The sequence below is a fragment of the Methylomonas koyamae genome (assembly GCF_019669905.1).
GTDB classification, from domain to species: Bacteria; Pseudomonadota; Gammaproteobacteria; order Methylococcales; family Methylomonadaceae; genus Methylomonas; species Methylomonas koyamae.
Genome location: NZ_AP019777.1, coordinates 1,928,518 through 1,954,030, shown reverse-complemented (window position 1 = coordinate 1,954,030; position 25,513 = coordinate 1,928,518). Strand labels below are relative to the sequence as shown.

The following is a 25,513-nucleotide window of genomic DNA, read 5'->3' as shown; positions in this document are numbered from 1 at the left end:
TGTGCTAGGGTTGCGAATCCGGCTTTTCGACTTTGCCGAACACCGATAAAAACAAATTGAAATCTCCAAAATCGATTGTTTTATCGTTGTTCAGGTCAAAGTCGCGGTTAAAACTGCAACTTGGGGATTGGCTGTCGTTGGTAGTACCGAATTTACCCAAAAATAAGTTGAAATCTCCAAACCCTATATTGCCGTCGCAATTAAAATCGGTGGCTTTACCATCCGGGCTGAAGCAGGTCTGAAGTTCTGTAATTTTTGCGGCGTTAACTGCTACGTCGGACTTAGGCAGGCGCCGAAAAATCGATAACACCTGTTTTGATTCATCGCAGACATTCCCCCGAAACTGCTTAATTTCCAGAGGTTCTCCGGGATTGATCTTCAAGCTTGAGGAATTGAATTTTGCAAACACGTTGTTCAAGTCGACAAGTACGCTTGACCCAGATTGGTCTTGATTGACAAACGCGGCAACCGGGTATAAGGATTTAGCGGGTACATCGATTAAGACGAGGGTTCCGCCGGCAGCCGAGCTACCATCTACGTCAGCCACGGGCTGCCGAATCAGGTCATTGGCTATCGATTGGCCGTCACCGTCAATACGATTGGCTTCTTTGGCGGTACGAACCGCTAACAGCGGTTCTGCATTTTTCGGGAAGGAGCTCAGCGCACCCGCTCTATCAGTAATTTCTCCCGACACATAATAGGGCGTCTCGGCAACCAGTCCTGTAACATCGATTTTTACAATTCCCCGCTGTAGTGCAGCACTAGGACTGACCAACTTGACCGACACATTCTGGGTAATTTCCGATATCCCCTGTTCGTCGTTAAATACTTTAATTTTGGCGGACTCAACCGGTTGGTCAGCCACCCAAACAATTGAAAATGCCCGCGTCGTGACATCGGTAACCGTAAAATTAGACAATTCGGCCGCAATCAACCCGGTGGGTGTCAAGAAAGCAGCTAATAACGCCAGTGAGCATCCGAAATTGCTGCGATATCGTTCTATATCTAATCTGATTTGGTAGCGCAAAACAGCTATGTGCCTATCACGCTCCGATTTAAGGCCAAACATGAACAAATGATCTCCTGTCTGTTAAAGCCCGGTCCGACTGGCTGACTTATTTTGCGCAAAGCGGCCGGGGCCAGGGGCTTAGCCACTGAATCCATCCGCTTTATAAGCAAAGTGCAGGCCATTAGATAATATCTTTAAGTATCAATAATATATTGATCAATTAGGATAATGTGACAGCATCAAATGTAAAAAATATCGACACCAACTTTCAACCAGCAAACCGTTACTGAAATTGCGGTTTGGGCGCGTGTTTTTAGGAAATTTGAATAGACAATCCGCTGCCTCATGGAGAAAGGCAACCGAAGAATCAAGGTCATTGCGTCACATCAGAGGTAGCCTGAATATGCGAAAAGATGTGTTTCAATTGTTGCTCTATGGCGCCTTCGAGCTCAAATGGATTGAGCTTGACATGCTGTTCTCGAAGAACCTGTTTGGTGGTTTCCGAGATGCCGGATTGATCGATGCCTCTTTGGTAAAGGGTGCCGGGCATGACATTCTTTTAGGCTATGTTCGCGTTAGTAGTTGAATGAGAACGAAGCCTTCTTTTACGACTTTGAGACCGTCACGGTTTCTTTTGAGGCAACTCGCGTGGTCATAACTACTTAGTTGATGCCAAACGCCTAGAAACCCTCACCAAATCCTCCTCCGTGTCCACCCCCGCCTCCGGCGTCTTGTCGACGATTTTCACCAACACCTTTTCGCCGTGCCACAAAATCCGGAGCTGCTCCAGCGATTCGACGCTCTCCAGCGACGAGGCCGGCCACTGGCAATACCGATTCAAAAATCCGACCGTGTAGGCGTACATGCCGATGTGGCGCAAATGCGGTAAGGCCGCGGCGGCGATATCGTGCTTGTCGGGAAACGTCGCCCTATTCCACGGAATCGGCGCCCGGCTGAAATACAGCGCGTAGCCGTCTTTATCCAACACCACTTTTACCGCGTTGGGATTGAAAATTTCTGCCGCATCCGCAATTTTTGCCGCCAACGTGGCAATGCCGGCCCGGTTTTGTCCCGCCAAAGCCTGTGCCGCATCGCGAATGTAAGCCGGTGGAATCAATGGTTCGTCGCCTTGCAGGTTGACGACGATTTGCTGGTCGGCCCAACCCATGATGCTAGCCACTTCGGCGATACGTTCGGTGCCGGACTGGTGGTTGGGATCGGTCATCACTGCCTGCAACCCCAGATTGCCGACCGCGTCGAAGATACGCCGGTCGTCGGTCGCTACCACCACCTGCTCGGCTTCCGCGGCCAAAGCCCGTTCGCAGACGTGAACGATCATCGGTTTGCCGGCGATGTCCAGCAGCGGCTTGCCCGGCAAACGGGTGGAACCGTAGCGAGCCGGAATCACGACCTTAAAGCCGGCACTCATTTTTTCAGGGCTTCGGCTTCTTCGAAACTCAATTCCCGCGCCTCGTCTTCCAACATGACCGGAATGCCGTCGCGGACCGGGAACGCCAATTTGTCGGCCTTGCAAATCAATTCCTGCTTGTCTTTATCGTAAATCAGCGAGCTTTTGCACAACGGGCAGGCCAGTATATCGAGCAGTTTTTTATCCATGGTTTTTGTCTTTGAGTAATTTGAGCAATTGTTGAGAAAACTCCGCCGGCAATTCGGCGGCTATCGGCAGATACCAGAACCGGTCGCCGGCAAAACCGGCGCATTTGACTGCATCCTTTTCGGTCATGATCACCGGCCGCTGTTGTTTGAATTGCAGATCGGCAGCGCTGAACGGATGATGGTCGGGATAGGCGTGAGTCTCGCAATCCAAGCCCGCATCGGCCAATTGTTTGAAGAAACGGGACGGGTTACCCACCGCAGCGACCGCATCGCAGCGACCGTCGCGGAATTCGCTTAACGGCCGGCGCTCGCCGGTTTTCAGGTTGACCAATTCGCTGCCGCGGCATTGCATGCCCCACTCGCCTTCCAGCAGCTCTGCGCCGCCGTTGACCACGACCAGATCGGCTTCGCGCACGCGCTCCGGCGGCTCCCGCAACGGCCCTACCGGCAGGCAGTAGCCGTTGCCGAAGCGGCGTTGGCCGTCGATGACGACGATTTCGATGTCGCGTTCCAGCGCATAGTGTTGCAAGCCGTCGTCGGAAATAATCACATCGCAGTGATGATTTGCCAGCAGATGTTTGGCCGCCGCCGGCCGGTCCCGGCCGATTGCCACCGGGCAACCGCAACGCCGGGCCAGTAACACCGGCTCGTCGCCGACCACGGCCGGATCGCTCTCCGCAGTAACCAGTTGCGGGCCGGACCGGTCTTTAGCGCCGGCATAGCCGCGGCTGATCACGCCCGGCTTGTAGCCTTGTTGGCGCAGAAACTCGGCCATCCACACCACCAAAGGCGTTTTGCCGGTACCGCCGACCGTGATATTGCCGACGATAATGACCGGCACCGGCAGCTTGGTTTTTTTCTTGATGCCGACCCGATAAGCGAAGCGGCGTAGGCGCACCGCATCGACGTACAGCATCGATAGCGGCATGAACCAGGCCGAGATGTACATTTCGCTGTACCAGGCGTCTTCGAACCATTTCACCAGTTTTTTGTTCATGGCTTCTCCGGCTGGTTGACGGCAAAGGTGATGTGGTGGAAACCGAGTTGGTTGGCCACGTCCAACGCGCTGACCACGGCTTGGTGCGGCGCTTTGCCGTCGGCGCTGATGATGAACGGCAATTGCCGGGTTTCGCCAGCGAACTGGGCCAGCGCCGCTTTCAGGCCGTCCAGGTTTTGGTTGACCAGCTCGTGAAACTGGTTGTCTTCGCCGGACAGCGAATACACGCCTTTAGCATCGACATAGAGGTTGATGGTTTTGCCAGGCTCGGCCGCATCGCTACCCTGCGCTTCCGGCAAATTGATTTTCAGTTCGGAATGGTGGCGGAACGTGGTCGCCACCATGAAGAAAAACAGCAGAACCAGCAACACGTCGATCATCGGGATCAAACCGATCTCGACCGGAGCCCGGCGGCGGCGGCGAAATTCCATTACGCGTCCTCTCTGGCGCCTTGCATGATATCGACCAGGCGCAACGACTCCTCTTCCATTCGTACCACGTGGTCGTCGACCAAGCGTTCGAAATAGCGGTGAAAAAACAGGCTCGGGATCGCCACGGTCAAACCGGAAGCGGTACAGATCAAAGCCTCGGAGATGCCGCCGCTCAATACCGCCGGATCGCCCATGCCGCCGACGGCAATGTCGGAAAACACCCGGATAATGCCGTCCACGGTGCCCAACAGGCCCAGCAACGGCGTGATCGAGGCGATACTGCCCAAGGCGTTCAAATAGCGCTCCAGTTCGTGGGCGACCTGGCGGCCGACTTCCTCGATACTGGACTTCATGATCTCGCGGCCGTGTTTGCGGTTCAACAAGCCGGCGGCCAATATCCGGCCCAGCGGCGAACTGAGCTTGATCCGGCGAATCGTCGCTTCGTCGAGCTTGTGCTCGCGGTGCAATTGCCAGATGTAAGGCACCAGGTCGGCCGGGAGGATGCGTTTACGTTGCAGCGACCAGAACCGCTCGCCGATGATCGCCATCGCCACGATCGAACACAGAATGATCGGCGCCATCATCCAGCCGCCGTTTTTGATTACCTCGAACACTGTTTCCTATCCCAAGTTGATTAACCGGCCCAATTTTAACCCAATCTCGGCTGCGATTCCCGAGCCACGCCGACGAAGGCGATCAGCCAAGCTACACCGCAGACCAGCGCGGCAACCAGGTAAACTTCGCGGCCGCCCAGCAAATCCCAGAAATAACCGCTATACAGGCTGCCGGCCATGCCGCCGACGCCGAAACTGGCGCTGCTGTACAAGGCCTGGCCCTTGCTCTGGTGGCGTTCGCCGAAATAGTGGTACAGCAACTGCATCGCGACGACATGCGCCACGCCGAAGGTAGCGGCGTGCAGCAGTTGCGCGGCGATGGTCAACGCCAAGGAATCGACGCCGTCGGCGATCAACCACCAACGCACGACGCTGAGCGCAATCGCCCACAGCAACAGACTACGCGGCCGGCACCAACTCAGCAGGCGGCGCATCGCCAAAAACAACACGATTTCCGCGGCGACGCCGGTCGCCCATAACAGGCCGGTTTCGGTGGCGGTGTAGCCGTGTTGCTTCAAATAAACCGAGTAAAACACGTAATACGGGCCGTGGGCCACTTGCAGCAACAGGTATACCAGCAGAAAAGCCAGCAATTCCCCGCGCAACAAAATCTGCCAGATGCCGGGACCGGCTTGGCCGCGATCGCCGCGCGGCAGCGCTTCCGGCGTCAGCAGCGCCGCCAGCCAGTTCGACAGCATCAAGCCGCCGATGATCAGCGGCAAGTTGGCGATACTGAAATAATCGAGAAAGCGGCCGATGCCGAGCACGGCGGCGATAAACCCGATCGACCCCCACAAGCGGATGTGGCTGTAGCGCTGCGGCTCGGATTGCAAATGAAACAAGGTTGCCGCCTCGAACTGCGGCAAGGTCGCGTTCCAGAAAAAACTGAACACCACGGTGACCAGAGCGAACCAGAGATAATCGTTACGCAGCAGAAATCCGGCAAAACTCAACGCCGCCAGCAGCAACGTCAATCGGACCAAACGCAGATTGCGGCCGGTTTTGTCGGCCAGCCAGCCCCAATAGTTAGGAGCGACGATTTTGGTCGCCACCATCAGCGCGGTCAGCTCGCCGATTTGCTCGGCAGCGAAACCGGCCTGTTTCAGGTACAAACTCCAGAACGGCAGAAACGCGCCGAGCGTGGCGAAATAGCAAAAATAAAAGCCGGATAACCGCCAATAGGGGACGGGCATTTAACGCAAGACAGGCAAACCGCAGTCGACGTGCAGGTTTTGGGCGCGGTGGCGCAGCAGATGGTCCATCAATACCAGCGCCACCATCGCTTCGGCGATTGGCGTGGCGCGGATGCCGACACAGGGATCGTGGCGACCTTCTGTGACGACTTCGATAGCCTCGCCCTTGGTGTTAATGCTGCGGCCCGGCAAACGCAGGCTGGAGGTCGGTTTCAGGGCAATGCGGGCGACGATATCCTGGCCGGTGGAAATACCGCCCAGAATGCCGCCGGCGTGGTTGCTCAGAAAACCTTCAGGCGTAATTTCGTCGCGAAATTGGGTGCCTTTGCTGGCGATACAGTCGAAGCCGTCGCCGATTTCGACGCCTTTCACCGCATTGATGCTCATCAGCGCGTAAGCCAATTCGGCGTCGAGCCGGTCGAAAATCGGCTCGCCCAAGCCCGGCGGCACGTTGCCGGCCACCACTTCGATCTTGGCGCCGATCGATTCGCCTTCCTTACGCAAGGCATCCATGTATTTTTCCATTTCGGCGACCTTGCCGGCATCGGGGCAGAAAAACGGATTATTCGGAATTTCGTTCCAGTCGAATTGTTCGATCTTGATCGGCCCGAGTTGCGACAAATAACCGCGCACTTGTATGCCGTGTTGCTGGTACAGGTATTTCTTGGCGATCGCGCCGGCCGCCACCCGCATCGCCGTCTCCCGCGCCGAAGAACGGCCGCCGCCGCGGTAGTCGCGGATGCCGTATTTGTGGTGGTAGGTATAATCGGCGTGGCCGGGGCGGAAACTCTCGGCGATTTTGCCGTAATCCTTGGAGCGCTGATCGGTGTTTTCGATCAACAAACCGATAGGCGTACCGGTGGTTTTGCCTTCGAACACGCCGGACAGAATCTTGACTTCGTCGGCCTCGCGGCGTTGGGTCGTATGGCGCGAAGTACCGGGTTTGCGCCGATCCAAATCGATCTGCAAATCGGCTTCGCACAGCTCGAGACCCGGCGGACAGCCGTCGACGATGGCGCCGAGCGCCGGACCGTGGCTTTCGCCGAAGGTAGTGACGGTAAACAGTTTGCCTATGGTATTTCCGGACATGGTTAAAGCGCGTTGGTAAAGAGTTGATGGTAAGCGGAAACTTGTGCGGCAGTCAGCAGAAACACGCCGTCGCCGCCGCGTTCGAATTCCAGCCAATGGAACGGCACTTCCGGAAACATGTCTTGCAAAGTCTGGGCGCTACTGCCGACTTCGACCACCAGGATGCCGCGCTCGGCCAGGTAGCGTCCGGCGTCGGCCAAAATCCGCAACACCAAATCCAGACCGTGTTCGCCGCCCTTGAAACCCAACGCCGGTTCGGCATGAAATTCGGGCGGCAGGCTTTCCCATTCGGCAATGGCGACGTAAGGCGGATTGCTGACGATGATATCGTAGGGTTTGGCCGGTAGCTTTTCGAATAAGTCCGATTGGTAGAGTTCGACCTGCTCAGCCAACTGGTGCTTGTCGACATTGATGCGGGCTACGGCCAGCGCGGCGTCGGACAGTTCCACCGCATCGACTTGCGCTTCCGGGAAGGCGTAAGCGCACGCGATGGCAATACAGGCGCTGCCGGTGCATAAATCCAGAATGTTGAATACCTGGGTTTCGTCGGCCCAAGGTTCGAAGCGTTCGGCAATCAATTCGGCAATCGGCGAGCGCGGTACCAGTACCCGTTCGTCGACGTAAAACGACAAACCGGCAAACAAGGCTTCGTGAGTCAGATAAGCCGACGGCTTGCGCTCGACGATGCGCCGCGCGACCAGTTCGGCCACTTGCTGGCGCTCGGCCATGGTCAATACGCTGTCCAGATAGCTGTCGGCCAGATCGTAAGGTTGATACAGCGTGTGCAACACGATTGCTGCCGCTTCGTCCAGCGGCGTGACGGTACCGTGGCCGAGAAAAACCTTGTGTTCGGCGAAGCGGCTGGCGGCCCAGCGGATGTAATCTCGAATGCTGCTCAGGGTTGTAATAACATCCGGGCCTGTTATAGTCATAGCGTATCCGTGTGTAAAAAATGCAGCGGCGGATTTTAAACCAAACCCCTGCCGCTTGTCCGAATAAAGCAATGTCCATGACCGAGGCCGCAACCCATCCGCTCAGCGCCAAGCTGGCGAAAAACCGCTTGTACCAGGATTGCTTCAAATACATGCAATCCGATTCGCTGGCCTTGCCGACCATTCCGGACGTGTCGCTGAAAATCCGCCGCGCGATCAACGAACCCAGCGCCAACAGCAACAAGATCGCCCGCGTGGTCCAAATCGATCCCAGCATCACCGCCCGGCTGGTCAAGATCTCGAACAGCCCGCTCTACCGCGGCCGACGCCGCATCGAAAGTTGCCCGGAAGCCTTGACCCGGCTGGGCTTGAAAGCGGCCCAGGACATCATCACCGCCTTTGCCTTGAAAGCCGTGTTCAATGCCCGCTCGCCGGTGATCCGCCGCAGAATGCAGGAGCTGTGGGCCCACAGCAGTTACGTCGCAGCGATCAGCGCGGTACTCGCGCACAAGACGCCCGGCTTCGATCCGGACCGGGCCATGCTGGCCGGCCTGATCCACGACATCGGCGTGGTGCCGATCCTGGCTTACGCCGACCGCCAGCCGGACATTCTCGACAATCCGGGCGACCTGGCCGAAGCCGTACGCGAGTTGCGCAGCCCGATCGGGGTGCAGATCGTGCGCAAATGGGATTTTCCGGCCGATTTCGAAGACGTGGTCATCCACGCCGAAAACTGGCGGCGCGACAGCGGCGCCTCGGCCAGCTACAGCGACATCGTGATGATTTCGCAGCTGCACAGTTTCATCGGCAAAGTCGACGTCAAACAAATGCCGAAGATGGACGAACTGCCGGCCTACAAAAAACTGGCGGCCGGGAACCTGGACGCCGATCTCAGCATCAACATTCTCGACCAGGCCAAAGACGAGATCGAACACATCCGGCAAATGCTGACTTAATCCGCCGTTTTTGGTTGCGGCGATTGGCTTTGGCGACGGGTTGCGGAATAATCCCGCCGGCAAACTTCCGTTTAAATCCGCCATGGAGACAGCGAATGAAAATTACCGTTTTAGCGACCACCGCCCTGCTGGCAATATCCAGCAGCATGACGACAGCCGGCACTCTAGGTAACGGTACCTGGGTTCCCGCCGCATGCGGTGCGCCGCCGGAAACGCCGGTCGTCGACGACAGCGATGTCGACGCCTTCAATAAGAGCATTGCCGCAATCAACACCTGGCAACAAAAGTCGCGCGATTATTTCGAGTGCATGATCAAGGAGGCCAACGCCGATAATGCCACCATCGCCGACAGCGCCAACCAGGCCCAAGCCAAATACCGGGAAATCGTGGAAAAAGTCGGCGCCCAGGCCGACGCCGCGAAGAAAAAGCTGGATAAATAGCGCACCCGGCGCGGCAACCCCAGCCCGCAGCCGGCAACAACCAAGCAACCCTGCCCGTAAACGCAACACATGAAAATACTTGAACTGAAGCTGCCGCTATTGGCGCTGGCACTGTTATCGTCCGGCTGCGCCAGTATCGGCAAAGGCATCACCGAAGCCATCCTGGAAAAACAGGAAGAAGAAGATACCCGCATCTGCGAGATCAAAGGCGAAAAATTCGGCGGCATCAAACCGCAGTTGGAAATCGCCAACCGGAAAATGAAATTGTTGATGGTGCACGGCGTCGGCAACCATTTGCCGGGCTATTCCACCCAGTTTATGGAAAAGTTGGCAAAGGAATTGGACCTGACCGTCACTTCCCGGAATGTGAAAAACATCCGTTTGACCGACGCCAAAGGCCCGGAGCGGCCGCTGGGCAATTTGCGCATCAACCGCTATCTGAACGCCGACCGGACCCAGGAAATGCTGTTCTACGAACTGACCTGGTCCGAGATCAGCGCCAAGGACAAGGAAGTTTTGTCTTACGACAATTCCGGCGAGCAGTCATTCCGCCGGGCCGAGGTCAACGACTTGTTGAAGAAGTTCTCCAACGATACCGGCCCGGACCCGATCATTTACCTGGGCGAGAAACGCGAAGACATTTTGTCGGCCTTCGCCCAGTCGTTTTGCTGGATGATACAAGGCGACTGGAACAGCCTGCCGGACGATGTGCAGCAAAGCTGCTCCACCAAGAACGTCACACCGTTTTACAACGACAGTTACGCCTTCGTTTCCCATAGCCTGGGCAGCCGGATCACCATCGACGGCCTGCAGCATCTGGCGTCGAAACTGAGTAACGGCGACACCGCCAACTATTACACCGCGTTGACCAATGTCCTGAAAAACAAGGAAGTGCCGATCTACATGATGTCCAACCAACTGCCGATGTTGCAGTTGGGGCGCAGCCTGCCGGAAGTCGCCAATCAACCCGACGCCTATTGCAACAGCGACGGCGCCAAATACGGCGAACGGATATTGGCGAAAACGTCGGTGATTGCGTTCAGCGACCCCAATGATTTACTCAGTTATGCGATCCCGCACGACTTCGTCAACAAGTATCTGGACTCGCGGCTGTGCATTAACGTCACCAACATCAACATCAACGTGGCCCGGGTGTACGACGCGTTCGGCTTGGGCAAGCTGGCCAACCCGATGGATGCCCACATCGGCTACGATACCGACGAGCGTGTGGTGGCGATGATCGCCAAAGGTATCGCCAACGACCAAACCGCGCCCGTCGTCAATGAACGTTGCCATTGGATCCAGACCATCGATTGACGGGCCTCAGCAACAGCGTTTGACGCCGCTCCATTTGCGCCGGGTTTCGGCGGCGAAAAAAGCCTTGCGGCTGAGCGGTTCGGCCTGTTGGCCGGCGTGCTCGGCCTGCCAATGCCGCAAGTAGCGTTGATAGGCCGCGTCGCCGTTCAAATTGCGCCAGAGCTGCAGCCACGCCTGCGGATTAAATTTCATCAGCGTTTTCCGCATCGGCGTGCGGCGCGAATTTGACGCACTCGAACATCAAATCGTCCAGCTCGTGCTCCTGGTGCCTGTCGGCGTCGTATTGCAAGCCGCATTCGTGTTCTTGCTGAATGTGCTTGATCGTGCCGTGGATCGATACCGGCACGCCGGACTCCGGCAAGATGATCGAGATGCGCAATTCGGCCTCTTCGATAGACTGGCCTAAAGGCTCGCGCAAACGAATCTTGATCCCGCTGTAGCTCATGTCCACCACTTGGCCGTCGATCACGATTTCTCCGCCCGGCGGCGGCGGATCGATAATGATATGCGCGACCAATCCGGCCGGATTAAAACGTATTCTGCTGCGGTTTTCGTTTTGCACGAATCTGTACTCCTGTGTTCGGTTTGCCAGAGTATAGGCACAAACCTCCGGACGGCACAATTGATCCGCGTTTTCAGCCCTAACGAACCGCCTAGTCCGCGTGCCAGTAGCGCCTGCGCCGCTGCCGCTCGGCGAGCGGAGGCTGGCCGTTACCGAAAACTTCGATGGCGCCGTGTTCGGCGGTATTCATGACCGCCGCCGGTATGCGCCGATAGCGTTGCACTACCTGGCTATGCGGAAAACCGAAACGGTTGGCGTAACCGGCCGGAATCAAAACCCAATCGGGCTTGACCGCATCCAAAAATAACGGCGTCGACGAAGTCTTGCTGCCGTGGTGCGGAGCCAGCAACAGCCGGCTGGACAGTTCTCCGCCGTATGCCGCGACCAACCAACGCTCGGCGGCCTGTTCGATATCGCCGGTCAACAACGCACTCTGCCCGGCCGCAAGCACTTGCACGACGCAAGAGTTGTCGTTTTCCTTATCGAATGCCGGCTGCGGCGGCGCCAGCATGCGGAAGCGCACACCGTCCCAAACCCACTCCTGGCCGGCCCGGCAATAGCTGCCGTCCTTGCGCGCGGCCCATGCCGCCGCGCTGCTGAACAACGCTGCCACCGGCACCTCGGCCAGCACCGAATCGGCGCCGCCGGCGTGGTCGTTATCGCCGTGGCTGACCACCAGCGCGTCGACCCGGCTAATGCCGCGCCAACGCAAGTACGGCAACACCACCGATTCGCCCATGTCGTTGAATTCGGAATATTTGGCGCCGGTGTCGAACAGCAACACATGTTCGGCAGTCTGTACCACCGCCGCCAAACCCTGGCCGACGTCCAATAGCGTCAACCAGAATTCTCCCGGTTTGGGCTTGGCGACGGGCGGAAAACATAGCGGAATCAGCAGCAACGGGCTCAGATACCGCCCCGGAAACCCGCGCGGCGCTAAAGCCAGCAGCACGCCGATCGCCGCCAACGGTAAGGCATATCCAGTTGGCGGCGGCAAACCCAACTGCGCCAGCGGCAACCCGGCCAAGCGTTCCAGCAGCCACCACAGAACCTGCAGTAGCGTATCCGCCCATTGTAATAACAACGATGCCAGGGCCGGCCAAACCGACAACATCGCGACGGCCAGTAACGCCAACGGCACCACCGCCAAGCCGATCAAAGGTACCGCCAACCAGTTCGCCAGCGGCGCAATCAACGACACCTGTTGAAAAAACAATACCAGTAACGGCGCCAGTCCGATCAAGCTGGCCCATTGCGCGGCAGCCAGTTCCCGCCAGTAGCCGGGGCGGGCCAATCGGCCGGCCGAGACGTACAGCAGTAACGCCACGGCCGCAAACGACAACCAAAAGCCGGCCGACAATACCGCCAACGGATCGGCGATTACAACGGCCAATAACGCCCACACCAGTACTTGGCCGGGGGCCGGATTGCGTTGCCAGGCAATCGCCGCCAGCACGACGCCGAGCATGACCACCGCGCGCTCAGTCGGCGGCGAAAATCCGGCCAGAGCGGCATAAAACAGTGCGGACAACCAGGCAAGCGCCGCAGCGGCCCGTGGCGGCGACATCCCCAGCAAGCCCGACCAGGCCCAGATGCGCCGCATCGCCAGATAGACCCAACCGGCCACCAGGCCGATATGCGAGCCGGAGATCACAATCAAATGCACCACGCCGGTAATGCGGAATACTTGCCACTGGCTTTGGCTGACCGCGTTCTGGGTACCGATCGTCAATGCCTGCAGCACACCGAGTTGCGGGCTGCCGGGTAAGGCCGCAGCGATCTTGTCGGCAATCAGTCCGCGGCAAAGCGCCAAATAACGGCCCAGGCTGGCTGTGCCGGCGATCCGTTGCGGCGGCGGCTTGTTCTTGACGTAACCCGTCGCGCCGATGCGATTGGAGAATAGCCAGGCTTGGTAATCGAAGCCGCCGGGATTGAAGCGGCCGTGAGGTTTTCGCAACTTGACTCGCAATCGCCAGCTCTGCCCGGCCGCCGGCAGCGACTCCGGAGAATACCAGGACAAGCGGATCTTCTGCGGAACGCCGTCCGCCGCGGCAGTCACGACAAAGTCGAAACCGATGCGCTGCTCCTGAACTAGCGGCAGGCTGGCGATATAACCCTCGATTTCGACTTCGGCATTTTGGTAACGGTCCGGCAATTGTTGAGCCAAGCGCCAGGCGCCGAATGCGCAGGCCCATGCCAAGCCGAGCAACAAACTCAACACGGCATAATGGCGCCGGACACAGGCCAGCAATCCGAGCGCCACGATGCCGAACCATTCCAGCGAATTCGGCAATCGGCTGAATTGCTGAACCGCGACAATGCCGGCAAAGAACGCCAGGCTGTAGCGGATCATCGGGGATTTCCGCCCGGAAGGTTCGGAGCGGTCTGCAAGTTGAACTCTACCATTTAATATACGCGGCTGAACGACTCGGCCAGTCTAGCCGATTTTTCGGCCAACCGCGGCCAGGAAACGGGTTAAACTGCGCCGATTTTTTTCCGCTGCGCTCGCCAACGAACAGAAAGCGCCGTAACGGCCCATGCGCCATGCCGCGATCGACCACTGCCATTTAGCGAAAACCCAACGATGCCCGAACCGCATTACCCACTGATCGTCCGCCCCCGCTTCATCGTCGACGCCAGAAAAATCTGGCGGCAATGCCATTTGCTGTTGACGCTCGGCCTAGGGCTGGTTTTTGCGCTGATCGGTCTGACCGGCAGCCTCAGCGTTTACCGCGAGGAACTGGACAGCCTGCTCAATCCGCAGTTGCGGATCGAGATTCCGCAAGATGCTGTGCCGCTGCCGCCGGATAAAATTCTGGGTTCGTTGCGAACTGCCCATCCCGACCGCCACGGTGCCTGGACTCTGGAAATGCCGCTGGCGCCGGACCGGCCGCTTACCGCCTGGTTCGACAAGCCCAAGGAAAGCGTCGACGCGTTTTACGCGCCGTTAATGGTTTCGATCAACCCCTACACTGGAGCCGTGTTGGACAGCCGATTTTGGGGCCGAACCTTCGGCACCTGGATTCTGGACTTGCACGCCCAACTGCAACTGGACGCTACCGGCCGTTATGCGACGGCCATTCTGGGCGGTTTACTGATACTGTCTACCATCAGCGGCCTGTATCTGTGGTGGCCGGGCTGGCGAAATCTGGCCGGCGCTTTTCGCCTCCGCCGCGACGGTAGCCTGATCCGGCTGATATTCGACCTCCACCGCTGGTTGGGCTTAGCGGCGGCCGGATTTTTGCTGTTACTGGCGTTCACCGGCCTGCATTTGGCTTATCCGCCGCTGTTAGAAAGCCTGACTTCGGCGGAAGGCATGGGCCACGGCGATGCCGGTTCCAACGTGCGCAGTACCGCGGTGCCGAACCAGCGGCCGGTAACGCTGGCCGAAGCGATTTTGGTTGCGCGCGGACCGTTTCCCAGTTCCGAGGTCAGGCGGGTAACCACCCCGGCCGGCGAACTGGGCGTATATCGCGTCAATCTGCGCCAGCGCGACGAAATCAACCAACACCACCCGTTCACCACGGTCTGGGTCGACCGTTGGAGCGGCCAAATCAGAGACGTACGCAATCCGCACCGGTTTTCGCCGGGCCAGACATTTACGGTCTGGCTATGGCCTTTGCATACCGGAGAAGCCTTCGGCGCCGGCGGCCGGTTTTTGTGGTTCTGCGCCGGTTTGGCCCCTGCCCTGTTGTTCGTTTCCGGCTTATTGCATTGGCTGTATCGGCACGGCTGGATCGCGGACCGCCATATCGATTGGCCGGCGTTGGCCGGCAAAATCCGGCGCAAAACAGCAAACGCCGCCACGCAAGCCGGAGCAATCTGGGCCGTGCAGTGGCCGCGGATACAAACCTGGAGTGGCAAAGCGGCGAGAAAAATGTTGAACCGGTTGCGGCGTTAACCGGAACGCGGTATCGGAGTTTGTCGGCGCGAGCCGGCAGCAGCGGAGGAGCGACAGGCTGGATTCGGCAGTAGCCGGTGGCTAGCCCGTCGTCCGCGCCGGCGGTAACCTATCTTCTGTCAACCCTTAATATCGACGACAAGGGCCGACCGCAATGGGCGCAAACGAAATTGCCGGTAGGCAAGCCCAATACGAATTCTTTCGCCAAAGACGAGTGGCTGCAGTCGCCGTCGTGATTTTTGTTTGCCGTGTCGTTTTTCTTGGTGTCCATAATCTTTGCCTCGCTATCGCTAAATTCACAATTCTTAAAGACTTTCCCTACGCATCGACAACAAGCAAAATATGTGCGCCTTTTGAATAATCAATAGAAAATAACCACTTTATGTGATTCAGCTCACAGCAAAAAGTATCTGTTACAGCAATGTGTAAAAATTTCCGACTAGACCCAGAGGCATAAATTTTCGCTGGAAAACGGCCGGTAACGGCCGGATTAACGGCACCGAAGACAAGATCAAATCGCATGCTTAACAACACGTTGTAAAATATTTCGACAAAACTACTTCAATACTTTTAATGTCGATTAATCGGCCGCACGCTCTCAGTCGGCAGATACGGCTTAGGCTGGGTTTGTATGATCCGGCGACACCGGAAAATCGGCAAAACTGGCCTCCGCTTCGGGTCGGGCCGAAGCAGAGGCCTGGCCGTCAGACGCCGCCGATCAACTCCAACATTTCCTCGCGCTGAATCACTTCCTTGTCTTGCAGCAATTCGGCGAGCTTATCCAGATGGCCGCGTTTACCGGTCAGAATCTGCTGCGCCCGGCGTTCGGCGTCCTCGATCAGGCCGCGAATTTCGGCATCGACCACACGCGCGGTTTCTTCGCTGTAGTTGCGCTGTTCCGATATATCGCCGGCCAGAAATTGCAGTTGTTGGCGTTGGCCGTAAATCAACGGCCCCAGTTTTTTGCTCATACCCAAATAACACACCATGTTGCGGGCAATTTCGCTGGCTTTTTCCAAGTCGTTTTGGGCGCCGGTGGAAACGCTTTGCAGCGCCAGTTGCTCGGCGACCCGCCCGGCCAACAGGATCGCTAACTGGTCTTTCAGTTCCGCTTCGGTGGACAGATATTTTTCTTCGACCGGCAGTTGCAAGGTAAAGCCCAGCGCCGACACGCCGCGCGGAATGATCGAAATTTTGTGCACCGGCTGGCCGGTCGGCACGTTCTCGGCAACCAAGGCATGGCCGGCTTCGTGATAAGCCACCCGACGCTTTTCCTCCGGGCCGAGTACTCGGTTTTTCTTTTCCGGACCGGCCATGACCCGATCGATTGCGGCTTCGAAATCGGCCATGTTCACGGTATCGCGGCCGGCGCGGGCAGCCAGGATCGCCGCTTCGTTGGCGATGTTGGACAAATCGGCACCGACAAAGCCGGGCGTGCGCTTGGCGACGATGGCCAAATCCACGTCTTTGTCCAATTGCATGGCTTTACTGTGCAATTTCAAGATTGCCACCCGGTCCAACTGGTCGGGCTTGTCGACCACGATTTGCCGGTCGAAGCGGCCGGCCCGCAACAAGGCCTTATCCAAAATTTCCGGCCGGTTGGTCGCGGCCATCACCACAACGCCGGAAGCGGCGTCGAAGCCGTCCATTTCGGTCAATAACTGGTTCAAGGTCTGCTCGCGTTCGTCGTTGCCGCCCATCACCACCGGCCCGCCGCGGGAGCGGCCGATCGCATCGAGTTCGTCGATAAAGATGATGCAGGGCGCTTTTTGCCGGGCTTGTTCGAACAAATCCCGCACCCGCGCGGCGCCGACGCCGACGAACAGCTCGATGAATTCGGAAGCGCTGATATTGAAGAACGGCACGCCGGCTTCGCCGGAAACGGCCCGCGCCAGCAGGGTTTTGCCGGTACCCGGCGAACCGACCAACAACACGCCCTTCGGCATCCGCCCGCCCAGCTTTTGCAGTTTTTCCGGCGCCTTTAGAAAATCGATGGTTTCCTTCAGTTCCTGTTTGGCGCTATCGGCACCGGCCACATCGTCGAACGTGGTTTTCGAGGTTTCCTGCTGGATGCGCATCTTGTTGCCCAGATTCAGAAAACCGCGGCCGCCGCCACCGGCCATTTTCGGCAACAGCCACATCCAGATGCCGGCAAAAATCGCGATCGGAATGATCCAATTGAACAGCAGGCTGCTGGCCCAGTTATCGCCGCTCCTGACCACATACTCGACCTTATGCGCCTGCAGGTTTTTGACCAAGGCCTCGTCCCACAGCGGTATCGTGAAAAACTGCTTGCCGATTTTCTTGTCTTCCTGCTTCAACGTGCCGTTGATGAAGCGCTGGGTAACCACGGCATTTTCCACTTTGTCTTCGTTGACCAGAGCGATGAACTGGCTGTAAGGAATTTCGTGGCCTTGGATGCGTTCGCCGCCGGCAAAAATCGACAACAGGAAAATACCCAGCAGCAGATACAACCAGAACCGCGACGGCTTCGGCGCTTCGTTGCCGGACTGGCCGGCGTTATCCGCATTTTTGGCGTTAAAAGCTTGCCAACGCGCTTGCAGCCAAGCCCAGGCAGCGGTTAGCCATTCGACCGCAATCCGGTAAATCTCGCCGATTTTTTGCTTATCTATCATGAGCTTCGCCCTCGTTGATTATGTGTTCTCAGGATACTCTAACCCAGTTTTACCGGAATTTGTCGACTATTCAAGCGGCGCCTGCGCTACGGCCGCTGCCACCATTCCAGCGCGGTAGACAAGGCCGACATCGGCTACGCGAACCGCTAACCTGCAGAAATTTGTTATTCCGATAGCATCAGGCCAAGCTGGATCCAAACCACAAGCCACTATCACGGACCTCCAAGATAAGAAGTAGCTCTTCGCCAACCGCAAGCTCCCCAGATTTACACAAATCGCTCTGGGGGCTCTCGCCAGAGCCATTGGTCCGACTGCAACGCCCCCAATTTCCCTGCATCCATCGGCTTCCACGTCGCCAGCCGAGTTCTATCCTGAAAACCTACCGGAAGTTACCAGAGAAGGGAGCCTCTAAAAATCCACGATTAATCAGATTCGGGGCGTAAAACGCGCTCGAAAGCTGACATTTCCAAGCGGACTACCTTCAACTCGAAGCCTTTTCAGCTCCGATGGGCGGCATCAAGACGCAGCTACCCTGCGAATGGCGCAAAAACGTCGCATGTTGTACACCAGATTCATGAAGCCGATACGTACTTCGGCGCGGGCTAGGCCAATGCAACGGATCGCCTTACCGCCCCATTGCGCCATCCAGGCAAACACGTGCTCGACCCGGCAACGGGTTTTGGAGCGGGTGCTGTTGCCTTGTTTTTCCCGGTCGGTCAGCGGTTTGCCGCGCACCCCTTTGCGGTGAATCCGGCTGCGGTAGCCTTGGACTTTTAACTGTTCTTCCACCGCTTCGGAACGATAGGCACTGTCGGCCCACAAATCCCGGCTGGTATTGCCGCTATCGAGCAAGCCGTTCAGGGTTTGAGAGTCGTGGACGCTGGCATCGGTGACCGTGTATTTGCGTACCAGCTTGTGGGCATTATCAACGTTGACGTGATTCTTGTACCCGTAATAACTCTTGTCACCTTTCTTGGTCCAGCGCGCATCGGTATCCTTCTGACTGCGTTTGGCGACTGACCAGTCCTCGACGGTTTCGCCGGCTTTAATCCGGGCGTTCTCGTCCGGGGTATTACGCTGCACCGGCGCCTTGACGAAGCTGGCGTCAATCAGTTGACCCTTGCGGGCGATCAAGCCGGCACGGTCCAATTGTCGGTTGAATTCGTTGAATAACGTCTCGGTGAGTTTCAGTGCTTTGAGTGACTCACGAAACAGCCAGAAACTGTTGCGATCCGGCGCGTGCTTGGCATCCGACAAACCAATAAATCGCTGGAAGCTGCGCCGGTCTTCGATTTGGAACTCCAGTTGCTCGTCGCTCAGATTGTAGAGGCTGGCGATGACCAACGCTTTGAACATCAACACCCCATCCCAAGGCTTTCGCCCGGCAGACGATTTACGGACTTTGTGACGCACTTGATCCAGCAACGGACGGAACGCCTCCCAATCCACTTGCGCGTCCAATTCCAACAACGGATTGCCCAAACGATCGATCCGACGATCTCGATGTTCAAACAGGGAACCGAAAAGGTCGTCTTGTGCCACCGTCATCTCTGCTCTCCAGGTCTTTAGCTCCGACTCATTTTACTCGCCGGGCGCAATTTTTAGAGGTTCCCAGAAATAAAATCCCGCACGCATCGTTAAGCATAAAAACCCACGCAATCTTGTCGCTCGGAGATTTTTAACCGGTTTTCAATTCGCCCAATCGCCTGCCGGACAATAGCGTCAGACATATTGGCCGGCACACCATCCGGACGACCAGGCCCATTGAAAATTGTAACCGCCCAACCAACCGGTCACGTCCAGGACTTCGCCGACAAAATACAGATTCGGTACCTGCAAACTTTGCAGAGTCTTCGACGACACGCTGTCGCAATCGACGCCGCCGACAGTCACTTCGGCGGTACGGTAACCTTCGCTAGCGTTCGGTTTCACGCTCCAGCCATGCAAGCGTTCGGCGACGGCGGCGATTTGTTTGTCCGAACAGTTTGCGGCCGCAGCCGCCAGCAAATTCTGGTCAAGCAAGGCTTGCAGCAAGCGTTTGGGCAGGTATTCGCCGAGCGAATTCTGTAGCTTGGCCTTGCTGCCGGCGCTACGCTCGGCTCGCAGCCGTTCGCCGATATCCAGATCCGGCAGCAAATCGATCGTTAACGCCTCGCCCGGCCGCCAATACGACGATATTTGTAAAATCGCCGGGCCGCTCAACCCCCTATGGGTGAATAGCAAATTTTCCCGGAAACTGCGCTCGCCGTAATCGACCCGGCACGGAACGGCAATTCCGGATAGCGGCGCAAACCGCTGGCTGTCGTCGGCCTGCCAGGTCAGCGGCACCAGGCCAGCCCGAGTCGGCCAAACCTTGATGCCGAATTGCTCGGCGATGCGGTAACCGAACGGTGTGGCGCCCATCTTCGGAATCGACAAGCCGCCGCTGGCGATGACGACACTCTCCGCCCGGCGCTCGCCGAGGCTGGTGTGCAGCAAAAAACCGCCGTTTGCGGCCACTTGCAGTTTGTCGATCCGGCAGTTCAATTCGATTAGCACGCCGTATTGCCGGCATTCGGCCAGCAACGCGTTCAGAATATCCTTGGCGCTATCGTCGCAGAACAATTGACCGTGCAAACGCTCGTGGTAAGGAATCCGATGCCGCTGTACGAAGTCGATGAAATCCCACTGGGTGAAACGGCTCAACGCCGATTTGCAAAAATGCGGGTTATGCGAAATGTAATTTTCGGCTGCTATCGTGTAGTTGGTGAAATTGCAGCGGCCGCCGCCGGACATCAAAATCTTTTTGCCGGGCCGGTTGGCGTGGTCGAGCACCCTAACCTTGCGGCCGCGTTTGCCGGCCTCGATGGCGCACATCAAACCGGAGGCGCCGGCGCCGACAATGACCACGTCTGAATTATCCATTCCGTACTGCTTGTAATGACATAAAAAAATCGGTAAAAAGTCCGGGTATTCTAACCGCATTTCTCCGCACGCCGCGGCGCCGCTCCAGGCCACGCGCCGCCGGCTTGCAAGCCATAGACCCTCACCACTTCGACAAGAGCGATAATGACTGCACAATACAGCTACTCATTCACCACCGGCGACGGTAAAAACAAAGCCTTACTGGGCGGAAAAGGCGCCAATCTGTGCGAAATGACCCAAATGGGCTTCAACGTACCGCCGGGCTTTGTCATCACCACCCAGACCTGCCTCAGTTACCTGGAACAGAAACGCTTGCCGGACGGCCTGATGGACGAAGTGCGGGCGCAAATCGCCGACATCGAACGGGTGACCGGCAAAAGTTTCGGCGGCGCCAGCGATCCGTTGCTGGTTTCGGTGCGTTCCGGCTCGGCCATTTCGATGCCGGGCATGATGGACACCATCCTTAACCTGGGCTTGAACAAGCAGACCCTGGCCGGTCTGATCGAGGAAACCTCCGACCCGCGTTTTGCTTACGACGCCTACCGCCGCTTTATCCAACTGTTCGGCAAGGTTGCGCTCGGCATCGACGACGAGAAATTCGATATGCATTTCAACAACGTCAAACGTGGCGCCGGCATCAAGGCCGACGTTGCCTTGAGCGCCGACCAGTTACAGGAAATCAGCGAATTGTTTTTGATGGTCGTCCACGAAGAAACCGGCCGGCCGTTTCCAGAGGACGTCTACCAGCAATTGGAGATTGCGATCTGCGCGGTATTCAATTCCTGGACGGGCAAGCGCGCGGTCGATTACCGCCGCGAATTCCACATCACGCCCGACATTGCCAACGGCACGGCGGTCAACATCGTGACGATGGTGTTCGGCAACATGGGCGACGACTGCGCCACCGGCGTCGGCTTCACCCGTAACCCCGGCACCGGCGAAAACGAGATGTACGGCGAATATTTGGTCAACGCCCAAGGCGAAGACGTGGTCGCCGGCATCCGCACGCCGAAACCGGTACACGAGATGGCCAAAGAAATGCCGGAGCAATACCGGCAACTGGTGGAATTGCGCAACAAATTGGAAGCGCATTACCACGAAGTCCAGGACTACGAGTACACCATCGAACGCGGCGTGTTGTACTGCCTGCAAACCCGCAATGGCAAGATGAACGCGGCGGCGATGGTAAAAACCTCGATAGACATGGTCAGCGAGGGCTTGATCAACAAAGAACAAGCGTTATTGCGCATCAATCCGGAGCTGTTGGAGCAATTGCTGCATCCGCAATTGGCGCCGGACCACAACAACAAACCGATCGCCACCGGCCTGCCGGCTTCTCCCGGCGCGGCCTGCGGCCATTGCGTATTCGACGCCGATAGTGCCGTCCGCCTAGCAAAAACCGGCCAGGATCTAATCCTGTTGCGGGAAGAAACCAAACCGGAAGACATTCACGGCTTCTTTGCCGCCCAAGGCGTACTGACCAGCCGCGGCGGCAAAACTTCGCACGCCGCAGTCGTGGCCCGCGGCATGGGCAAAGCCTGCGTCGCCGGCGCCGAGGACATCAAAGTCGACGTTCGGGCGCGATTGGCCATCGTCGGCGACATCCATATCAAGGAAGGCGATCTGATCACAATCGACGGCAGTAACGGCAATATTTACCTGGGCCGGATTCCGACCATCGCACCGCGTTTTTCCGAGGACTTGAAAATCTTACTCGGCTGGGCCGACGAGGTCGCCCGCCTCCGGGTCCACGCCAACGTCGACACGCCGGAAACCGCGCGGCTGGCGGTAAGTTACGGTGCCAAAGGTATCGGTTTGTGCCGCACCGAACGCATGTTCAACGCCGCCGACCGCCTGCCGCTGGTGGTCGATATGATTCTGGCCCACAACACCGAAGAGCGGGAAGCGGCGCTGGCCAAACTGTTCCCGATCCAGCGCGACGACTTCGAACAATTGTTCGAGGCGATGTCGCCGCATCCGGTTACCGTGCGCCTGTTGGATCCGCCGATGCACGAGTTTCTGCCCAACGAACACCAGTTGACCGATGAGTTGGACGCCTTGAAACATTACCTGACCGTCGTCAAGGGCCAGAGGGTGACGCTGGACACGTTGGCCAATGCCGGCGATCTGCCGGCGCCGTTCAACCGCTTGAACGAAGACGTGATTCTGGAAGCGATTGCCAAAAAGCAGATGATGCTGGACAAGGTACTTGAGCTTTACGAAGTCAATCCGATGTTAGGCCATCGCGGGGTTCGGCTGGGCATGAGCTACCCGGAAATCTACAAGATGCAAATCCGCTCGATTCTGGAAGCGGCGGCGCGCTGCATCAAGCAACGCATCCCGGTCGAGCCGGAAATCATGGTGCCGCAAGTCATCACCGCCCAGGAGTTAAAAAAGGTGAAAAGCTATGTCGACCAGATTCAGGAAGAGGTCGAAGCGCAGTACAAACTTAAGCTCAATTTTAAATTCGGTACGATGATCGAAACCGTCAGGGCCTGCACTCGGGCCGACCGCTTGGCGGCGACCGCCAGTTTCTTCTCGTTCGGCACCAACGACTTGACCCAGGCCACCTTCTCTTTCTCCCGCGAAGACGCCGAAAACAAATTCCTGCCGTTGTACGAAGAATCCGGATTACTGGAAGACAACCCGTTCGAAACGCTGGATATCGAAGGCTTGGGCAAACTGATGAAAATGGCGGTCGAATTGGGCCGGCAACATCGGCCGGATTTGAAGATCGGCATCTGCGGAGAGCACGGCGGCCATCCGCGTTCGATCCGTTTCGTCCACAAATTGGGCTTGAACTATGTCTCCTGCTCGGCGCCGCGGATTCCGGTGGCCAGGCTGGCGGCGGCCCATGCAAAACTGCTGGAGCATAAACCGATATAAGCCTAAACAGCTATAAGCCTAAACAGCCGGTGCCGGAAACTGGCGCCGGCTGTTTATTCCCGGTAACGTCCGACTCGGTTCCGGCCCGATGCTTTGGCGTCGTAAAGGGCTTGGTCGGCGCGATACAACAAACCGTCGAAAGCCTGATCGTGGCCCGGAATAATGGTGGCAACGCCGAGGCTGATCGTGACGAACTCGGAAATTTTCGAATCCGGGTGCGGCATCCGCATGTTCTCGACCGCCTTCCGCAATATCTCCGCCAACACCAGTATTTGTTCGGCGTCGCAAGCTGCGACCACGCAGAATTCCTCGCCGCCGTAGCGGGCGATCAAATCGCCGGGTCGGCGGAAAAAGCGCTTCAAGGTTCTCGCCACTTGCCGCAGACATTGGTCGCCTTCCAGATGGCCTAGATTGTCGTTGTAGGATTTGAAAAAATCGATGTCGATCATAATCATAGACAGCGGGTATTGGTGCCGCAACGCCCGTTTCCATTCGCGTTTGACGAAGGCGTCGTAATAGCGCCGGTTCGGCAACAAGGTCAGCGAGTCCAGGTAGGCCAATTGCAGGCGGCTCTGCGCCTTGTCCAGGCGTTTGCTGAGCCGGGCCTGCGCCAAATAGGACAACAGCAGCACGATCAAACCGATCAACGCGACGATGGTATGGGTAATGACCAGATGGTCTACCCGCTCGTTGACGAAACTCTCCAGCGTCGCGGCAGGTATGTTCACGCTGACGCCGCCCCTGACGTCGCCCAGCTTGTAGCCGTCCTGGTCGTGGCATTTCAAGCATTCCGCTTCGACCAGCAGCGGCGCCATGTAGCGGTAAAACGGTTTGCCGTCGATCTCGCCCGAGCCGCTGACGCTTTTCAGACCTTTCCGAAACCCGGCCAGAGCCTGAGCCTCCCAATGGTCGGGTTCGTTTTCCGGCCGCAGAGGCTCGGTGCTGGTGATATGAAAATTGATGCCGGTTTGGCTTTGGCTCATTTCCGCCAACTGCCGGGTCATGTACGCCGGATTGACCAAGGTCAGTTTGACGCCTTCCTTGGTTTCCAAATCCCGGTTCGGCACCTTCAGATAGGGGTTGGGCTGAGTGCCGGCGTCGACGGGCACGTACACGCCGCCGTGCGAAGCATTCCATTTTCTGACCAGAATGATATGGTCGAAAAACATCTCGGCTTGGCGGGTGGCGATATTCTGCGCGTACTGTTTAGTATCCATTACTTGCTGGTATAGGTTTAGGCTAAGCAGCATTAGCCATAGCACCGCATAAACCAGGAACGTAATCCTTCTCATCAATTGCCTCAAAAATTACTTGCCGCCGCGCCGCGCCCCTCACCGGCCATATATCCAACAACCATACTATGGCGCCCGGGCGAACGCCACCACATCATAGCAGCAGACAACTTCGATATGAATTGAAATGGCCTGATGATGCTGGCACTATAAACAAGCCGCACCGCCAAATGAATGAACCTTATCACTCTTCCCGCAAATGACCGAATCAGAACCCGAGCGTATCAGCCATCCGGAACACGACCACAACCTGTGTATTCGAAATGCGATAAGTGTAGCGGAACAGCTTTGCTTGTCACGCGGCGTACAGTTGACGCCGATCCGCCATAAAATTCTGGAGTTGATCTGGAACAGCCATAAAGCCGTCAAAGCTTACGATTTGCTCGACCAAATCCGTCCGGTCAACGATGCCGCCAAACCGTCGACGGTATACCGGGCGCTGGATTTTTTGCTGGAGCAAGGACTGATTCACCGGGTGGAAAGCCTGAACGCTTTCGTCGGCTGCCATTGCTCCGGCACCCAGCACGACCAGCTATTGCTGATCTGTACCGCCTGCCATACCGTCGAAGAACGCGCCGCCCCCGCCGTATTGAGCGCGCTCGGCACGGAATTAAGCGATGCCGGCTTCGTCCCGCAACGCAAAACCATCGAAATCCATGGCCTATGCCGATCCTGTAAATCTGTTTCTGCCGCAGCGTCGGAAAAAGCCGACAAACATTGATCCAGGTCAATGCTTA

23 protein-coding genes are annotated in these 25,513 nt (G+C 57.4%); 7 read left to right on the top strand and 16 right to left on the bottom strand.

Annotated elements, in window-relative coordinates; translation table 11 throughout:
• Positions 1–4: 4 nt before the first annotated feature.
• Positions 5–1,069, bottom strand: a complete 1,065-nt coding sequence (locus MKFW12EY_RS09235) for a hypothetical protein (RefSeq protein ID WP_221054410.1) — start codon at positions 1,067–1,069, stop codon at positions 5–7.
• 262 nt (positions 1,070–1,331) lie between these two features.
• Between MKFW12EY_RS09235 and MKFW12EY_RS09230 the strand changes: the two genes are divergently transcribed.
• The gene (locus MKFW12EY_RS09230; protein WP_157199476.1) at positions 1,332–1,595 is read left to right on the top strand and encodes a hypothetical protein; all 264 of its coding nucleotides are present in this window, start codon (positions 1,332–1,334) and stop codon (positions 1,593–1,595) included.
• Positions 1,596–1,667: 72 nt separating this feature from the next.
• On the opposite strand, the gene kdsB is transcribed toward MKFW12EY_RS09230, so the two are convergent.
• Genes kdsB through prmB form a run of 8 tightly spaced genes read right to left on the bottom strand, consistent with a single transcriptional unit; the run spans position 1,668 to position 7,882 of the window.
• Positions 1,668–2,438: a 3-deoxy-manno-octulosonate cytidylyltransferase gene (gene kdsB, locus MKFW12EY_RS09225; RefSeq protein WP_221054409.1), complete on the bottom strand. Its 771-nt coding sequence runs from the start codon at positions 2,436–2,438 to the stop codon at positions 1,668–1,670.
• A complete protein-coding gene (locus MKFW12EY_RS09220) occupies positions 2,435–2,626 on the bottom strand; it encodes a Trm112 family protein (protein ID WP_221054408.1) in 192 nt (63 codons plus the stop codon). Before MKFW12EY_RS09220 ends, kdsB begins: the two co-directional genes overlap by 4 nt.
• Positions 2,619–3,623, bottom strand: coding sequence for a tetraacyldisaccharide 4'-kinase (gene lpxK / locus MKFW12EY_RS09215; RefSeq protein ID WP_054762966.1), 1,005 nt, complete (start codon positions 3,621–3,623; stop codon positions 2,619–2,621). Before lpxK ends, MKFW12EY_RS09220 begins: the two co-directional genes overlap by 8 nt.
• Entirely contained in the window at positions 3,620–4,054 is a 435-nt protein-coding gene (locus MKFW12EY_RS09210; RefSeq protein ID WP_054762967.1) for an ExbD/TolR family protein, read from the bottom strand. Before MKFW12EY_RS09210 ends, lpxK begins: the two co-directional genes overlap by 4 nt.
• Positions 4,054–4,668, bottom strand: coding sequence for a MotA/TolQ/ExbB proton channel family protein (locus tag MKFW12EY_RS09205; protein WP_054762968.1), 615 nt, complete (start codon positions 4,666–4,668; stop codon positions 4,054–4,056). Before MKFW12EY_RS09205 ends, MKFW12EY_RS09210 begins: the two co-directional genes overlap by 1 nt.
• Before the next feature lie 35 nt (positions 4,669–4,703).
• Entirely contained in the window at positions 4,704–5,861 is a 1,158-nt protein-coding gene (locus MKFW12EY_RS09200; protein ID WP_054762969.1) for an MFS transporter, read from the bottom strand.
• Positions 5,862–6,950, bottom strand: a complete 1,089-nt coding sequence (gene aroC, locus MKFW12EY_RS09195) for a chorismate synthase (RefSeq protein WP_054762970.1) — start codon at positions 6,948–6,950, stop codon at positions 5,862–5,864. It lies immediately after the preceding gene.
• Between the two features lie 2 nt (positions 6,951–6,952).
• Positions 6,953–7,882: a 50S ribosomal protein L3 N(5)-glutamine methyltransferase gene (gene prmB / locus MKFW12EY_RS09190; RefSeq protein ID WP_054762971.1), complete on the bottom strand. Its 930-nt coding sequence runs from the start codon at positions 7,880–7,882 to the stop codon at positions 6,953–6,955.
• Positions 7,883–7,959: 77 nt separating this feature from the next.
• Here prmB and MKFW12EY_RS09185 point away from each other — a divergent pair, with 77 nt between their 5' ends.
• The 3 genes from MKFW12EY_RS09185 (at position 7,960) to MKFW12EY_RS09175 (ending at position 10,595) form a co-directional block, all read left to right on the top strand.
• Positions 7,960–8,838 carry an HDOD domain-containing protein gene (locus tag MKFW12EY_RS09185; protein WP_064023499.1) on the top strand — a complete coding sequence of 293 codons (879 nt, stop codon included), beginning with the start codon at positions 7,960–7,962 and terminating at the stop codon, positions 8,836–8,838.
• Between the two features lie 95 nt (positions 8,839–8,933).
• On the top strand, positions 8,934–9,278 hold the full coding sequence (locus MKFW12EY_RS09180; protein ID WP_221054407.1) for a hypothetical protein: 345 nt from the start codon (positions 8,934–8,936) through the stop codon (positions 9,276–9,278).
• 69 nt (positions 9,279–9,347) lie between these two features.
• A complete protein-coding gene (locus MKFW12EY_RS09175) occupies positions 9,348–10,595 on the top strand; it encodes a hypothetical protein (RefSeq protein WP_221054406.1) in 1,248 nt (415 codons plus the stop codon).
• Between the two features lie 6 nt (positions 10,596–10,601).
• Here the strand turns inward: MKFW12EY_RS09175 and MKFW12EY_RS09170 are convergent, their stop codons facing one another.
• From MKFW12EY_RS09170 to MKFW12EY_RS09160, 3 genes are all read right to left on the bottom strand, one after another.
• Positions 10,602–10,787: a YbdD/YjiX family protein gene (locus MKFW12EY_RS09170; RefSeq protein ID WP_054762972.1), complete on the bottom strand. Its 186-nt coding sequence runs from the start codon at positions 10,785–10,787 to the stop codon at positions 10,602–10,604.
• Positions 10,777–11,157, bottom strand: coding sequence for a PilZ domain-containing protein (locus MKFW12EY_RS09165; RefSeq protein WP_054762973.1), 381 nt, complete (start codon positions 11,155–11,157; stop codon positions 10,777–10,779). Before MKFW12EY_RS09165 ends, MKFW12EY_RS09170 begins: the two co-directional genes overlap by 11 nt.
• A gap of 91 nt (positions 11,158–11,248) precedes the next feature.
• Positions 11,249–13,510 carry a DNA internalization-related competence protein ComEC/Rec2 gene (locus tag MKFW12EY_RS09160; RefSeq protein ID WP_221054405.1) on the bottom strand — a complete coding sequence of 754 codons (2,262 nt, stop codon included), beginning with the start codon at positions 13,508–13,510 and terminating at the stop codon, positions 11,249–11,251.
• Between the two features lie 231 nt (positions 13,511–13,741).
• Between MKFW12EY_RS09160 and MKFW12EY_RS09155 the strand changes: the two genes are divergently transcribed.
• A complete protein-coding gene (locus MKFW12EY_RS09155) occupies positions 13,742–15,058 on the top strand; it encodes a PepSY-associated TM helix domain-containing protein (protein ID WP_082409972.1) in 1,317 nt (438 codons plus the stop codon).
• Positions 15,059–15,762: 704 nt separating this feature from the next.
• On the opposite strand, the gene ftsH is transcribed toward MKFW12EY_RS09155, so the two are convergent.
• From ftsH to MKFW12EY_RS09140, 3 genes are all read right to left on the bottom strand, one after another.
• Positions 15,763–17,694 (bottom strand): ATP-dependent zinc metalloprotease FtsH, encoded by a 1,932-nt coding sequence (gene ftsH, locus MKFW12EY_RS09150; RefSeq protein WP_082409973.1) that lies wholly within the window; start codon positions 17,692–17,694, stop codon positions 15,763–15,765.
• A 516-nt stretch (positions 17,695–18,210) separates the two neighbouring features.
• Positions 18,211–19,242, bottom strand: coding sequence for an IS5 family transposase (locus MKFW12EY_RS09145; protein ID WP_054763844.1), 1,032 nt, complete (start codon positions 19,240–19,242; stop codon positions 18,211–18,213).
• Between the two features lie 174 nt (positions 19,243–19,416).
• Positions 19,417–20,598 (bottom strand): BaiN/RdsA family NAD(P)/FAD-dependent oxidoreductase, encoded by a 1,182-nt coding sequence (locus MKFW12EY_RS09140; RefSeq protein WP_054763254.1) that lies wholly within the window; start codon positions 20,596–20,598, stop codon positions 19,417–19,419.
• A 144-nt stretch (positions 20,599–20,742) separates the two neighbouring features.
• Here MKFW12EY_RS09140 and ppdK point away from each other — a divergent pair, with 144 nt between their 5' ends.
• The gene (gene ppdK, locus MKFW12EY_RS09135) at positions 20,743–23,484 is read left to right on the top strand and encodes a pyruvate, phosphate dikinase (RefSeq protein WP_221054404.1); all 2,742 of its coding nucleotides are present in this window, start codon (positions 20,743–20,745) and stop codon (positions 23,482–23,484) included.
• Positions 23,485–23,537: 53 nt separating this feature from the next.
• On the opposite strand, the gene MKFW12EY_RS09130 is transcribed toward ppdK, so the two are convergent.
• Positions 23,538–24,701: a diguanylate cyclase domain-containing protein gene (locus MKFW12EY_RS09130; protein ID WP_245006479.1), complete on the bottom strand. Its 1,164-nt coding sequence runs from the start codon at positions 24,699–24,701 to the stop codon at positions 23,538–23,540.
• Positions 24,702–24,975: 274 nt separating this feature from the next.
• On the opposite strand from MKFW12EY_RS09130, the gene MKFW12EY_RS09125 reads away from it, so the two are divergent.
• The gene (locus tag MKFW12EY_RS09125; RefSeq protein WP_054763252.1) at positions 24,976–25,497 is read left to right on the top strand and encodes a transcriptional repressor; all 522 of its coding nucleotides are present in this window, start codon (positions 24,976–24,978) and stop codon (positions 25,495–25,497) included.
• Positions 25,498–25,513 lie beyond the last annotated feature (16 nt).